Origin of the sequence: Pararhodobacter oceanensis, from assembly GCF_003076755.1 — a bacterium.
Lineage (GTDB): Bacteria > Pseudomonadota > Alphaproteobacteria > Rhodobacterales > Rhodobacteraceae > Pararhodobacter > Pararhodobacter oceanensis.
In genome coordinates this window covers 1-13,547 of record NZ_QDKM01000009.1, presented here as the reverse complement: position 1 = coordinate 13,547, position 13,547 = coordinate 1, and the positions used below count along the sequence as shown (strand labels likewise).

Here is a 13,547-nt window from a genome sequence, read left to right as displayed (position 1 = left end):
TTGTGTAAACCCCTAAGTTTGGAACTGTCTGGAAACTGCGGTGATTGGGTAACAATCTTGCGTGAGCCCGTGCCGTTGACGGGGTGGAATTGACATTGCAGCGCAAACCAGCGTCATAGGGGCATGCAGATGATCAAATCCCATTGGCAGCTTATCCTCCTCACCGCGCTGGTGTTTTTGCTCTGGGATACGCCCGCCGTCTTTCCGCTGAAACTGTTGGTGGTGTTCCTGCACGAGCTGTCGCACGGCGGTGCGGCCATCGCCACGGGCGGCACGATCGAGCGGATTTCCGTCTCGGCGCAACAGGGCGGCACGGCGCTGACGCGGGGCGGCAACGGGTTTTTGATCCTCTCGGCGGGCTATCTGGGATCGCTGTTTCTGGGCATGGCACTATTGTGGGTGGCGCTGCGCACCCGCTGGGACCGCGTGGTGGTGATGGGCTTCGGTTTTCTGACCCTGCTGGTCGCGCTGCTCTATGTGCGCGAGGCGTTCGCGCTCTTGTTCTGCGGCGTCGCAGGCTTTGGCATGCTGGCAATTGGCCGCTATTTGAGCATTGAAATCAATGACATGGTGCTGCGGCTGATCGGGCTGACCAGCGTGCTCTATGTGCCTTATGATATTTTCGACGACACCATCCGCCGCTCGGGCGAGCGCTCGGACGCCTATATGCTCGCCGCGCAATACGGCGGGCCGACGGTGCTTTGGGGCGCGCTCTGGCTACTGCTGAGTCTGGCGGTGATTTACTGGGGGTTGCGGCGCGGGATCGGGCGCAATTCCAACCTCAGCTTCCGCCGCATCCGGCGGCGTTGAGCGAGACTGGTCAACGGGTCTGCGCAGGCAACGATAACAGGCCACGCGTGCCAGAGGTTCCGGCGCGCATGCCAAGCCGCGCAAGGCGGGGCAGGGGGGCAGGTCGAGCGTTCCCCGCTTGAGGGACGCCCGCACCGCCCGCCGGTTAAAACAGCGTCAGCACCAGCCCCATCACGCCGCAGCCTAGCGTCGCGTAACCGCCGTCGATCATTGGCAATTCCTTGGGCTTCATCCCAAAGAGCGCGTTCAGCGTGATCCAGGGGGTGATGAAAAACAACCCGATGCCCAGCCCCGCGACCAGACCGGACATCGGCGTGTTGATGCCCGACATGATGAAGGCGTGGCGCATCATACCGGCGACCACCAGCACGCAGAGAAAGCCAAGGACCATCAACAGCGGCGAGCCACCCTCGGGCTTGCCATCGGCGCCGACGGTGATGCCCGCGGCCTTGATCCATTGTTTCGACAACACACCATACCAGACCGCACCAATCGCAAACCCTGCGATCGCGGCGACGATAACCGCCAGATAGGCCATAGCCCCCTCCTGTTTTGATGACGACACAGCAAAGATTAACCGGCGGTTGCCCGCCTGACTACTTATTTCCGTGCCGTAAGCTGTTTCGGTGCCGCAGGCGCGCGCGCCTTACAGCCCGCCCATTTTGCAGACGATTTCCCATTCCTCGGGCGTCACCGGCTGCACCGAGAGGCGCATCGAGGTGACCAGCGACATATTTGCCAGCTCGGGCGTCGCCTTGACCTCTTTCAGCGTCACCGAACGCGGCAGCGGTTTCACCGCGCGGATATCGACGCATTCCCAGCGCGGATCCTCGGTGGTGCTATCGGGGTGGATCGTTGCCGAGACTTCTGCAATCCCGACCACCTCAAGCCCGATATTCGAGTGGTAAAAGAACACTTTATCGCCAATTTCCATCTCGCGCATGAAATTACGCGCCTGATAGTTGCGAATGCCGTCCCATTCCTCGCCCTTATCGCCCACGGCGACCAGATCATCCCAACTGAACACATCGGGCTCGGATTTCATCAACCAGTAACGCATCAGCCGATCACCTTCTTCCATTCTTCAACGCGCACCTTGGCGAACAATCCCGCCAGCGCATAGGGGTCATTGGCCGCCCAGTCCTCGGCGGCGGCTTTGTCAGCGGCTTCGATGATCACCAAAGAGCCGGTCATCGTGCCATTGTCCAGAAACGGGCCCGCATAGGTGACGCAGCCGGTCTCGTTCAGATAGGCCAGATGCGCCTCGCGGTTGGCTTTGCGCAGGGGCTCGTGGTCGGCTTTATCGGTGCAGATCATGGCGAATAGGGGCATAGATATCCTCAGGCTTTGGCGCCACGTTTGCCTGATCCGATCAGGGCGGGCGCAGTCGTGTCAAGCGGCCAGCGAGGCCGCGCGGAAAGGCTCATATCGTCGCGGTGACCGTCGCGGAACCGCTCGAGCCCCGCCCAGGCGATCATCGCCGCGTTATCGGTGCAGAGCGCGAGGGGCGGCGCCAGAAACGGCACCTGACCGGCAACCCGCTCAAGGGCTGCGCGCAGGGATTTATTTGCCGCCACCCCGCCCGCCACCGCAAAGCCGGTGATATCGGGGCATTGCGCCAGCGCACGGCGCGATTTCTCGGCCAGCACATCGGCGACCGCCGCCTGAAATCCCGCGCAGAGATCGGCGCGGTCCTGCTGGGTCAGCCCGCCTTGCTCGGCAACCAGAGCATCCCGCGCACGCATCAGTGCGGTTTTCAGCCCCGAAAATGACAGATCACAGCCCGCACGGTCCAAAAGCGGCCGCGGGAAGGCAAAGCGCGCGGGATCACCCGCCAGCGCCTCGCGCTCCACCGACGGCCCGCCCGGTTGCGGCAGACCCAGCAGTTTTGCGGTTTTGTCAAAGGCCTCGCCCGGCGCATCGTCAATCGTGCCGCCCAGACGGGTGAAATCATCCGGCCCGTCCACGCGCAGAAACTGGCAATGCCCGCCCGAGACCAAGAGCATCAGATAGGGAAACGCCTGCTGGTCGGTCAGCCGCGGGGTCAGCGCATGGCCCGCCAGATGGTTCACCCCGATCAGCGGCACGCCACTGGCCAGTGACAACCCCTTGGCCAGCATCACGCCCGAGAGCACCCCGCCAATCAGCCCCGGCCCTGCGGTCACCGCAATCGCGTCAATATCCGCCAGCCCCAGCCCGGCCTCCGCCAGCGCCGCCTCGACCATCAGATCCAGCTTCTCGGCATGGGCGCGGGCGGCAATCTCGGGGACCACACCGCCGTAGGCCGCGTGCAGCTCGGTCTGTCCGGCGATGCAATTGGCCAATATCTGCGGCGCCGCGCCCGGCGCATGCCGGACCAGTGCCGCGCCGGTATCGTCGCAGCTGGATTCAATACCCAATAAAGTCAGCACTCTGGTCATCTGCACCCGGTTGCGCATGGTTCGGCGCTGGGGGTAACATCGGGGGGCGTCGCAGACAATGGGCGCGGCCGCCGTTAAGTTGAGGTTCATGCGCCCGTTACTCCTGCTCACCCGCCCGTTGCCGCAAGCGCATCACTTCGCCGCCGAGGCGCAAACGCAGTGCCCGCCGCATGATCTGCTGATCGCGCCGCTCTCGGGGATCGTGCCGCTGGCCTTTGATCCTGCGGTGTTCAAGGGCGCACGCGGCCTCCTGCTGACCTCGGTCAATGCGGTGCCAGCGGTGGCGCAGGTGGCCAAGGATATGCCTGGGATCGCCGGTCTGCCCGCCTTTTGCGTCGGCCCGGCGACGATGCAGGCCGCGCAAGACGCTGGCTTTGTGGCCTATAACTGCGGCGGTGATGCGGTGGCGATGGTCGCCTATCTGATCGCCCGCCGCCCCGAGGGGCCGCTGGTTCATGCTCACGGCGTGCATCTGGCCCGCGACATGGTCGCGGCGCTCGGGCCCGAGGGGATGGAGCCGCGCAGTGTGCAAGTCTATGAGGCGCGTGCAACCAATTGGCCGCCATCGGTGTTGACCCAATTGCAGGCCCGTCCCGCGGGGCAGGTCTGTGTGGTGCCGTTATTTTCCCCGCGCGCGGCGCTGCGTTTCATGCAAGAGTTGCAGGGCGCAGAGTTGCAAGACCTGCGAATGGTGGCGATCAGCGCGGCCTGTGCGGATAATCTGCCGCCGGAGTTGCGCGCCTTGTGCCAGATTGCGCGCACGCCGGATGCCGAGGGGATGATGGCGGCCATCGCGGATGTGATGTCGCGGATTGCGGCGGATGGCTTGAGGCAAGCCCCCGTAACCGATAAGTAAAACCTACCCGCCGCGGGACTTGGGGCGCGGCTATCTGGAGGATGGAATGTCAGACACCGACGGCAATCGCGGCACGCGCAGGCCCGCACAGACTGCAAAAAGCGATGCCGCCAAAGCTGAGGCCAGAGGTGAGTCGACCGAGGTGACCAATGTCTTCGCCACCGACGCCACCGCAGACACCAGTGCTGACACCAGCCCTGACGCCGATACCGTAGCTGACACCGACGCCGCGCTGGATGTGCCGCATGATGTGACCGAAGACGTGACCCTGCAGGATGGCGAACCGCAAGAACCGCCAGCGGATGACGCCGCAGATAGCGCCAAAGCCGAGGCCACAGACACCGAAGCAGACACCACGGATACCACCCAGCCCCCCGAGGCCGAACGCGCGCCGGTTCCCGCCCCGCTCCCTGCGCAGGCCGCCAAAACCGCAGGCGCGGGCAATATGATCATCGGTGGCGTTCTCGCCGCAGGCATCGGCGGGCTCACAGCGCTGGCGGTTTTCCCCGAGGGCTGGCGCAATGCCTCCGGCGATCTGCAGTCCCGTATCGCCGCGCTTGAGGCCAACACCGGCGGCACGCCCTCCGCGGATCTGACCTCGCTGTCTGACCGCCTCACCGCGCTTGAGGCCGCCCCTGATCTGACCGACCGTGTCACCGCCTTGGAGCAGGCCGAGACCGACCTCGCACCGCTGGAAGCCCGCATCGCCGCGCTCGAAGAGGCACGGCTCAACAACGCCGACCTCAACGCCGCCATCGGCAGCGCGCTGGCGCCGGTCAACACCCGCATCGCCCAGCTTGAGGCCGGTATCCCCGCGCAGGCGCAGGCCGCCGTCGATGCCGCGCTGGCCGAGTCCCGCGCCGAGGTCGAGGCACAGGCGCAAGCGCTCAACGCCCGCGAGACCGATGTCGAAGCCGCGCAAGAACGCATTGCCGCCCGCGCCGCGCTCGCCGAATTGATCGCCGCCGCCGATTCGGGCGAAGCCGCGCCCGGGGCGCTGGCCACGCTCAATGCGGCCACCGAAACCCCCGAGGCGCTCGCCCCTTTGGCCGATGGTCTGATCACCGCCCCCGGTCTGCGCGCCGCCTTCGCCCCCGCCGCCCGCGAAGCGCTCAATGCCGATGCGCCGCCCGCCGATGCGCCGGTCGCCGACCGCCTGCTGACCTTCCTGCGCAACCAGACCGGGGCGCGCTCGCTCGCCCCGCGTGACGGCGATAGCACCGACGCGATCCTGTCGCGCGCCGAGGCGCTGGTGCGGCAAAACGAGATCACCGCCGCGCTTGGTGAACTCGAGGCGCTGCCCGAGGCGCCCGCCGCCGCGATGGCCGGTTGGCGCGCGCAGGCCGAGACCCGACTGGCCGCGCTGGATGCGCTGGCCGAGATGCAAACCCAATTGACCCGCGACGAGGACTGACACGATGATCTGGACCGTTCTGAAAATCGTTCTGTTTCTGGCCGTTGTCGCCGGTCTGACCCTCGGCGCCGAAGCCCTGATGAGTAGTGACGCAGGGCTGCGCATCGCCTTTGCCAATGTCGAATTTACCCTCGGTCCGATCCAGATGGCGCTCGCCGCGCTCCTCCTGCTCGGCGCGCTCTGGCTGCTCCTGAAACTCTCCGGCCTCTTGGTCGCGACCCTGCGCTTTATCAACGGCGACGAAACCGCGATCAGCCGCTATTTCCAGCGCTCGCGGCGCAAACGCGGCTTTGACGCGCTCACCGAAGGCTTCATCGCGCTCGCCTCCGATGATGGTGACAAGGCGCTGACCAAAGCCCGCAGCGCCGAGAAACTACTGGAAAACCGGACACTTACCAACCTGTTGATCGCCCAATCGGCGCAGGCCAAGGGCGACACAGCGCTGGCCGAGACCTATTTCAAACGCCTGCTCGACGAGGACCGCGCGCGGTTTGTCGGCGTGCGCGGCTTGATGCAGCAGCAGATCGAGGCCGGTAACCCCGAGACCGCCCGCAAACTCGCCGAAACCGCGCTGACCCTGCGCCCCGGTCACGGCCAGACCCAAGACACGCTGATGGCGCTGCAAAACAAGGCCGGCGACTGGTCCGGCGCGCGCCGCACGCTTCTGGACACCTCGCGTTCGGGCCGCTTGCCCAAGCCGGTCTACAAACGCCGCGACGCGGTCCTGACCCTGCAACAGGCGCAGGCCGAGGCGAAAGCCGGACGCGAATCTGTGGCGCAGGATCTCGCCATCGAGGCGGCGAAACACTCGCCCGAGCTGGTCCCCGCCGCGGTCATGGCCGCCGAGGCGCTGACCGCGCGCGGCAAGAAACGCGCCGCCGCCAAGGTGATCCGCCGCGCCTGGAAAGCCCAGCCGCATCCCGAACTCGCCCGCGCCTTCGCCGGTATCGAAGCGGATGAAACTGCCGCCGAACGGGTGCGCCGTTTCGACAGCCTGTTGTCCATGGTCGAGGGCGACGAAGCCCGCCAGACCCGCGCTGAACTCCTGATCGCGGCCGAGGATTTCCCCGCCGCCCGCCGCGCCATCGGCGATCTGCATGAGCGCCTGCCCAGCCAGCGGGTGATGACCATCATGGCCGCGATCGAGCGCGGCGAAGGCTCGCCCGACACCGTGGTGCGCGGCTGGCTGGCCCGCGCCCTGACCGCGCCGCGCGGCCCGCAATGGGTCTGCGAGAATTGCCAGCATGTGCACGCCAGCTGGCATGCGCTCTGCGACAATTGCACCTCGTTCGACACGCTGAGCTGGAAATCCCCGCCCGACAGCACCGGTCCCAGCGCCACCGGCACCGAGATGCTGCCGCTGATCGTCGGCGCGCTGCCTGCCGCCGAGCCACAGGTCGCGGAGCCCGAGGTCGAGATCGACCTGCAAGCGCCTGAGCCCCCCGAACCCGCTGCCGCAAAGCCCGAGGCGGAGGAGGCCGAGACCATCGAACCCGAGGCCACGCCCGAGCCGGCAGACGCATCCGCAGCCCCGCCTGCTGACGCGCCGACCGCCGAGGCCGAACCCGCGCCAACCGCGCCCAAACCCATCGACCTCGAACAAACCCGACGCGCCGGCCTCTAACCGGTCCGGCCTGGCACGGTGTGTCGCCGCTTGTCGCGGCCCGTCAAGGCATAGTGGCGCATTCGATCCGAAAACATGAAAATAGGGGCTGGAACCGGCCCCGACGCGGTGCTACACACCGCGCCACCAGAGCAGGGTTGCCACGCACCCCCGCGCGTCAGTGCCGCTGTAGCTCAGCTGGTAGAGCACATCATTCGTAATGATGGGGTCGGGGGTTCGAGTCCCTTCAGCGGCACCACTTCTTAATCCAGACAGCACCAAAGACATCCGAAACCCCCTGTGTTACAAGGGGTTGGGCGGTGCTGGGTTGTCCAATGACGTTCAGCCTTATCCAATGTGATACCCCCTGTATGGGGGTGTTCTTGGGGGTATCGCGAAAACGCTAGTATTACGATACCCCCAGATGCCTTTGACAGACACACAGATTCGAAATCTCGGCGCTCGGAACAGACCCTATAAAGTCTCGGACATGGAGGGATTGTTCCTTTTGGTCAAACCGACGGGGTCGCGCCTTTGGCAGATGAAGTATCGCTTTGAGGGTAAGGAAAAGCTGCTGTCGTTCGGGGCATATCCAAGCGTGTCGCTTGCCAGCGCAAGGCGCCTTCGCGACCAAGCGCGCGCCTTGCTTGCGAGTGGCGAAGATCCCAGCGCGGTCAAGAAAGAGCAAAAGCGGAAACTTCGGGAAGCGAATGGCGACACGTTCGCCAAGTTCGCCGACGCATACATTGTCAAAGCCCGCAAGGAGAACAAAGCACCGGCGACTATGAGCAAGACAGTATGGCTACTTGGCCTCGCCAATGCCGACTTGGGCAACATCCCAATCTCCGACATTACGTCGCCCGTCGTTTTGGCCTGCCTGCGCAAAGTCGAAGCCAAGGGGAACTACGAAACCGCCAAACGGCTACGCGCCATAATCGGCGCAGTGTTTCGATTGGCTATTGCTACGGGTGCCGCTGAGATCGACCCGACCTATGCCTTGCGGGACGCGTTGATCACCCCGACGGTTAAGCACCGCGCCGCCATTACAGACCCGGCCACGCTGGGCGGATTGTTGCGCGCCATTGATGGTTTCCACGGCCAAACGACGACAAAGATCGCGTTGCAGTTCCTCGCGCTTGTAGCGCAACGCCCCGGCGAAGTGCGCTCTGCAAAGTGGGAGCATATCGATTTTGCCAATGCAGTTTGGTCGATCCCCGCAGAACAAATGAAAATGCGCAGGCCACATAAAGTGCCATTGCCACCTCAGGCGCTGGCATTGCTGGATGAGCTGCGGCGATTGACCGGTAATGGCGTCTATCTTTTTCCATCCCTACGAACTCACCTGCGCCCGATCAGCGAGAACACGTTAAACGGCGCACTGCGCAGGATGGGGATAAGCGGTGATGAAATGACCGCGCACGGGTTTCGTGCGTCCTTCTCAACCATCGCCAACGAGAGCGGCCTTTGGCACCCTGACTCCATCGAGCGCGCATTGGCCCATGTCGAAAGCAACCAAGTTCGCCGCGCCTATGATCGCGGGCAGCACTGGGAGGAACGCCTCAGGCTTGCGGATTGGTGGGCTGGATTCTTGGGAGAACTAAGGGCAACCTGATCACATCATAATGTCGATGAGGTTTCTATGCCGGAGAACAAGACGTTAAGTCGCATTGCCTACGTCGGTCCTGTTTTGGTGCGTTTGGGGGGCAAGCTCTTTTTGCCACCAGATGCTGATGAAATCTTGCCCCTTGGAGAAGACTACAATCGGACAATGACAAGGATCTTGGCAAAGCGGAATGACTTCCTTGCCGAAATTACGAAGCGCCTTGCCGCTATGTCGGATGAAGAACTTGCGCAGTCATATGACAGGGAAGGCAAGCCGCAAACAGAGGCGGAAAAAAGCTGGTTCGACATCACGAAACGGCGGATTCTGGATGCCTTCAGTGGCCTGTCGACCTGGTACTTGGCGCCTCTCTTCCGAACGAGTGATCTTGCCAATTTTGAGCACTGGGGGAGATCAAGTTTTTGGTCACTCGATGAGGTTGTTTGGCTCTCGGTTGGCTTGGAGCCGAGCGCTTCCCTTAGCGCCGCTGCATCACCCTACGATCAGTTTGGCCGCCCTCGCACACTAAAAACCGTCGCGCTCTATATGTCCCGACACACAGAGCTCCTTCGACGAGAGTTCCAACTCTTTGCTCAGAGCGAAGAAATCAAGGCGAATGCGTTACTTCGATGGATCGAGCGCGTAAATTTTCCGGTACACCCTGAATTCTTGGCGATGCTTCAACAAGCCGTCGGCGACCCAGGTTCGAACAGTTCGGTTCCTACTGTCGAACGAGACGACAACGGCGCAGGATATCCCGACGCACGTGAAAAAGTCAGCTTGGCAAAGCTTTTGACCGCGATAGCAACGGATGCCTATGGCTATGACCCAAGCCAGCCCCGCAGCCCAATACCCGGTGAGATCGCATCTATTGCAGACAAACTGGGCCTTAGTGTTTCCAAGGATACCATCAGGAAGTACCTGCAACTTGGTGCACAACACTTGCCACCCGACTGGAACGCGGAATAGTCACTATTCGTCCAACGAATAGATTCTGTATTATTATTTTTTAACAATGCCTTACGCCTATTCGTTTCAGCGAATTCGCTATTCCGCCACCTGCGATTTGAACCATGAAAAGACTTCCTCAGCTCTTAACGCATGAGGTCGTATCACAATGGATCATCGCATATTTCCTGAAACTGGGTTGGTAAGGCTCTCTCAAATCCTTGCCCCGGCGGGCCCGATCCCCGTATCCAAATCGACTTGGTGGCAAGGTGTCAAAGACGGGCGATTTCCCAAGCCGCAAAAACTTGGTCCACGTACCACGGTTTGGAAAGCTCAGGACATTCGCGCCTTGTTCGAGGGCGAGGACTAGGCCCGTGGCAAAGCGTCTCAATCCCCGCGTTCTAAAGGCCAATCGCGCCTACACCATCCCTGAACTCGCGCAAGTGCTGGGCGTCTCCGTCGGTGCGGTGCGGGGGTGGGCCCGCGATGACTTGCCCGCGCTGAAGGCCCAGCGGCCATACTTGGTACTTGGGTCTGTTGCGCGGAGCTATCTTGAGGCGCGACAGGGCAAGGCCAAAGCGAAACTGCAACCCGATCAGCTCTACTGCATGTCCTGCAAAGCTCCGCGCCGCCCATGGGGGATGCTTGTCGATCTAATCGACCAACCCGGCTCAACGGCTCGCATCATGGGTCTCTGCGAGGCCTGTCAGATGCCCAGTTTTCGGATGATTGGTAAAGCACAAATCCCGCAACTTGGCCAAATCTTTGATGTCACCAGACGAGAGGACCCAACACCCTAAGGGATACCAACAACCCCCTCTGAAACTGACACTTTGAAAGGATCGACCATGGCCCGCAAAATCAACGAAGAAAACGAGCGTATCAAGAGGCTGTATCTGGCTTATCTGCGCGATGCCAATCGCTGCGACACCGTCACCGTGGATCGGGCGGCTGATGCCATCCTTAAATTCGAGGCCAGCACGGGTTACAAATCTTTCAAGAGGTTCCACATTGAGCAGGTCAGCGCCTTCAAGGTCAAGCTAAACGCCGCGACACACCACCGAACCGGCAAGCCACTGTCTAAAGCGACGATCAGCGGTGTTCTACGCGCCAACAAGGCGTTCGTTCTCTGGCTAGCTGGACAACCAGGCTACAAGTCTCGGATCAGCTATTCCGATGCCGAATACTTCAATCAAAACGCCAAAGACGCCCGTGTCGCCCACGCCCACCGCGAAACACCCTACCCGACGCTCAAGCAATGCCGCCACGCCTTTGACGCGATGCCCTTGGGGTCCGATATTGAAAAGCGGGACAAAGCCCTGTTTGCATTTCTGATGATTACCGGCGCACGCGATGGCGCAATCTCATCGCTACGGCTAAAGCGCATTGATTTGATCGAGGGCTGTGTTCATCAAGATGGGCGCGATGTGCGTACCAAGTTCTCAAAGACATTCACGACGTATTTCCTGCCCGTTGATCCCGTGTATCTGGAGTGCTTCACGGCTTGGGTTCACCATCTGCGCGATGATTTGCTGTTTGGCCATGAGGATGCTTTGTTCCCGCCGCCACAGATGGAACGCGTCAACGGTCAGTTTGCCGTCACTGGCCTCAAGCGCGAACCCTACGCCAATGCCGGGGCCATTCGCACCGCGATCAAGGACGCCTTTGTTTGCGCAGGTCTGCACCCCTTCGTCCCCCACAGCTTTCGCAAGACCTTGGTGCGCTGGGCCGATACCCACTACCCTACCCGCGAAGCCTTCAAAGCCTTCTCGCAAAACATCGGCCACGACAGCGCACTGACCACCGTGTCCAGCTATCTGCCCGTATCGCAAGAACGGCAGGCCGAGTTGATTAGAGGGTGAAATGAAAAAACGCAGGCCGCAGCCTGCGTTTCAATGTGGTGCAATCGAATGCTTGTTAACGGCTCGACCGCGAATTTTGAACAATACACAAATGACGATCTGCAAGCCAGATGTCAATACACTTTAGGGTTGAGCATCCGAACGGACGGTGCAACGATACCGTACATGTGCGGAGGGGTAGTTATGCGTCTAGGTCTCGATATTGGCACGAACTCAATTGGCTGGTGGCTCTATGCAGCCGAAAATGGTTCGATCTCTGAGGTTGTTGATGGCGGTGTGCGAATCTTTTCGGATGGGCGTGATCCGAAATCCAAAGCATCTTTGGCTGTTGATCGCCGTGCGGCCCGCGCCCAGCGCCGCCGCCGAGATCGATATTTGCGGCGCAAGGCCGCATTGATGAAGCGCATGGCTGAAGTGGGTTTAATGCCCGCCAATCCAGCTGTGGCCAAAGAGTTGGAATTGCTGGATCCCTATGCGCTGCGGGCGCGGGGCTTGGATCAGGCTTTGCCGCTGACACATCTTGGCCGGGCGTTGTTTCATTTGAACCAACGGCGAGGCTTTAAATCGAACCGAAAAACGGATCGCGGCGACAATGAAAGCGGCAAGATCAAGGATGCCACCGCGCGGCTGGATCAGGCTATGATGGCCAAGGGTGCCCGGACGTACGGTGAGTTTCTGCATATGCGCCGCGCCGCTGCACCAGATGAACGGCAGGTGCCAACCGTGCGCACCCGCCTGTCAATTGCCAAGCGTGACAATGCGGAAAAGGAGGAGGCCGGATACGATTACTATCCCGACCGCCGCCATCTGGCCGAGGAATTCGACAAGTTGTGGCGGGCACAAGCCGCCTGCCACGCCGATGCGCTGACCGATGAATTGCGCAGTGAAATTGAGACAATTATTTTTCATCAACGGCCCCTGAAGATCCCCAAAGTGGGCCTGTGTCTATTCACCGATGATCTGCGCATCCCCAGCGCCCACCCCCTTAATCAACGCCGCATTCTGTTTGAGACGGTCAACGCCTTGCGGATCACGGCGCAGGGCGAAGCGGCACGAGGCCTGACCAAAGAGGAACGTGATCAGATCGTTCATGCGCTGGACAACAAGGTGCATACCAAATCAATGTTGGGCATGTCGATGAAACTGGCCGCACTGGGCAAGGTCATCAAACTGCGGAAAGGTCAGGGCTTTACACTTGAAACCGCTAACCGCGATGCGATTGCCTGCGACCCGGTACGGGCCAGCCTGTCGCATCCCGATAGGTTTGGGCCACGCTGGTCAGCGCTGGATAGTCATTCACAGTGGAAAATCGTCAGGCGTATTCGCGCAGTGCAGAGTGAAGAGTGCTTCGACATTTTCGTGACTTGGCTAAAGACGCATCATCAGCTCGAGCACACGAATGCCATCGAGGCCGCCAAAGCGCCCTTGCCCGAAGGCTATGGACGTCTGGGTCTGACGGCCACGACCCGCATTCTGGCAGCACTCGAGGCCGATGTGATCCCCTATAGCGCGGCGGTCGCCGCTTGTGGCTGGCATCATTCAGATGGTCGCACCGGGGAGGGGTTGGATGCGCTGCCGTATTACGGCCAGATCCTCGACCGGCACGTGATACCAGGCAGTTACGATGAACGCGATGACGACGTGACCCGTTATGGCCGCGTCACCAACCCGACAGTCCACATCGGCCTCAACCAGTTGCGGCGCTTGGTGAACCAGATCATCACCGTCTATGGCAAGCCCGATGAGATTGTCGTGGAACTGGCACGTGATCTGAAGCTGTCCGAGGATCAAAAGCGCGAGGTGCAGCGCGACATCAAGAAGAACACCGACGCGGCGATTGCCCGTGGTCTAAAGTTGGAGGAGATGGGCGTGCCCAACACCGGAGCCAACCGTCTGCGGCTACGGTTATGGATCGTGTCCCAGGAACTGGTGTAACTTTGTTCTTCGGCCTTGGCTTGGCCGCAGTTACAGGGCGGCGATTGTCGCCGGGTCCATGGAGGTAGTGTCGCAAATGGCGGCGACGGTTTCCAGCGT

14 protein-coding genes and 1 tRNA gene are annotated in these 13,547 nt (G+C 61.6%); 11 read left to right on the top strand and 4 right to left on the bottom strand.

Going from position 1 to position 13,547, the window contains the following annotated elements; genetic code table 11:
• Positions 1-129 precede the first annotated feature (129 nt).
• A complete protein-coding gene (locus DDE20_RS15605) occupies positions 130-810 on the top strand; it encodes a M50 family metallopeptidase (RefSeq protein WP_338066518.1) in 681 nt (226 codons plus the stop codon).
• 145 nt (positions 811-955) lie between these two features.
• Here DDE20_RS15605 and DDE20_RS15600 read toward each other — a convergent pair whose 3' ends face one another.
• The 4 genes from DDE20_RS15600 to tsaD all read right to left on the bottom strand — a co-directional run bounded on the left by DDE20_RS15600 (position 956) and on the right by tsaD (position 3,230).
• Complete coding sequence (locus DDE20_RS15600; RefSeq protein ID WP_116559459.1) at positions 956-1,348, bottom strand: DUF1761 domain-containing protein; 393 nt, start codon at positions 1,346-1,348, stop codon at positions 956-958.
• A 108-nt stretch (positions 1,349-1,456) separates the two neighbouring features.
• Positions 1,457-1,870, bottom strand: coding sequence for an EVE domain-containing protein (locus DDE20_RS15595; protein WP_116559458.1), 414 nt, complete (start codon positions 1,868-1,870; stop codon positions 1,457-1,459).
• A complete protein-coding gene (locus DDE20_RS15590; protein ID WP_205961689.1) occupies positions 1,870-2,142 on the bottom strand; it encodes a YciI family protein in 273 nt (90 codons plus the stop codon). Before DDE20_RS15590 ends, DDE20_RS15595 begins: the two co-directional genes overlap by 1 nt.
• A gap of 8 nt (positions 2,143-2,150) precedes the next feature.
• Complete coding sequence (gene tsaD, locus DDE20_RS15585; protein WP_116559538.1) at positions 2,151-3,230, bottom strand: tRNA (adenosine(37)-N6)-threonylcarbamoyltransferase complex transferase subunit TsaD; 1,080 nt, start codon at positions 3,228-3,230, stop codon at positions 2,151-2,153.
• A gap of 88 nt (positions 3,231-3,318) precedes the next feature.
• Here tsaD and DDE20_RS15580 point away from each other — a divergent pair, with 88 nt between their 5' ends.
• The 10 genes from DDE20_RS15580 (at position 3,319) to cas9 (ending at position 13,448) form a co-directional block, all read left to right on the top strand.
• Positions 3,319-4,086, top strand: coding sequence for a uroporphyrinogen-III synthase (locus DDE20_RS15580; RefSeq protein WP_165814536.1), 768 nt, complete (start codon positions 3,319-3,321; stop codon positions 4,084-4,086).
• 46 nt (positions 4,087-4,132) lie between these two features.
• A complete protein-coding gene (locus DDE20_RS15575; RefSeq protein WP_116559456.1) occupies positions 4,133-5,500 on the top strand; it encodes a COG4223 family protein in 1,368 nt (455 codons plus the stop codon).
• Positions 5,501-5,504: 4 nt separating this feature from the next.
• The gene (locus DDE20_RS15570; RefSeq protein WP_116559455.1) at positions 5,505-7,124 is read left to right on the top strand and encodes a heme biosynthesis protein HemY; all 1,620 of its coding nucleotides are present in this window, start codon (positions 5,505-5,507) and stop codon (positions 7,122-7,124) included.
• A 162-nt stretch (positions 7,125-7,286) separates the two neighbouring features.
• A tRNA-Thr gene (locus tag DDE20_RS15565) sits at positions 7,287-7,362 on the top strand.
• A gap of 165 nt (positions 7,363-7,527) precedes the next feature.
• Positions 7,528-8,715, top strand: a complete 1,188-nt coding sequence (locus tag DDE20_RS15560) for a tyrosine-type recombinase/integrase (protein ID WP_116559454.1) — start codon at positions 7,528-7,530, stop codon at positions 8,713-8,715.
• A gap of 27 nt (positions 8,716-8,742) precedes the next feature.
• A complete protein-coding gene (locus tag DDE20_RS15555; protein ID WP_116559453.1) occupies positions 8,743-9,672 on the top strand; it encodes a hypothetical protein in 930 nt (309 codons plus the stop codon).
• A 148-nt stretch (positions 9,673-9,820) separates the two neighbouring features.
• Positions 9,821-10,021, top strand: a complete 201-nt coding sequence (locus DDE20_RS15550) for a helix-turn-helix transcriptional regulator (RefSeq protein ID WP_116559452.1) — start codon at positions 9,821-9,823, stop codon at positions 10,019-10,021.
• A gap of 4 nt (positions 10,022-10,025) precedes the next feature.
• Complete coding sequence (locus DDE20_RS15545) at positions 10,026-10,451, top strand: helix-turn-helix domain-containing protein (RefSeq protein ID WP_116559451.1); 426 nt, start codon at positions 10,026-10,028, stop codon at positions 10,449-10,451.
• Between the two features lie 48 nt (positions 10,452-10,499).
• Positions 10,500-11,513, top strand: a complete 1,014-nt coding sequence (locus DDE20_RS15540; protein WP_116559450.1) for a site-specific integrase — start codon at positions 10,500-10,502, stop codon at positions 11,511-11,513.
• 183 nt (positions 11,514-11,696) lie between these two features.
• Complete coding sequence (gene cas9, locus DDE20_RS15535; RefSeq protein WP_205961688.1) at positions 11,697-13,448, top strand: type II CRISPR RNA-guided endonuclease Cas9; 1,752 nt, start codon at positions 11,697-11,699, stop codon at positions 13,446-13,448.
• Positions 13,449-13,547: the final 99 nt, after the last annotated feature.